At 54.7% G+C, this 265-nt stretch carries 1 rRNA gene; it reads right to left on the reverse strand.

The window, feature by feature from the left end:
• Positions 1–265: ribosomal RNA gene (locus tag NG918_RS16755) — 16S ribosomal RNA — on the reverse strand; the annotation flags it as partial.

Below are 265 nucleotides of genomic sequence, written 5' to 3' on the forward strand. Positions count from 1 at the left end.
TTCGAGCCTCAGCGTCAGTTGGTGCCCAGTAGGCCGCCTTCGCCACTGGTGTTCCTCCCGATATCTACGCATTCCACCGCTACACCGGGAATTCCGCCTACCTCTGCACTACTCAAGAAAAACAGTTTTGAAAGCAGTTCATGGGTTGAGCCCATGGATTTCACTTCCAACTTGTTCTCCCGCCTGCGCTCCCTTTACACCCAGTAATTCCGGACAACGCTTGTGACCTACGTTTTACCGCGGCGGCTGACGCCCAAGCAACCTA

It is taken from the genome of Clostridium sp. ZBS2, from assembly GCF_023845855.1.
Classification (GTDB): Bacteria; Bacillota; Clostridia; order Clostridiales; family Clostridiaceae; genus Clostridium; species Clostridium aquiflavi.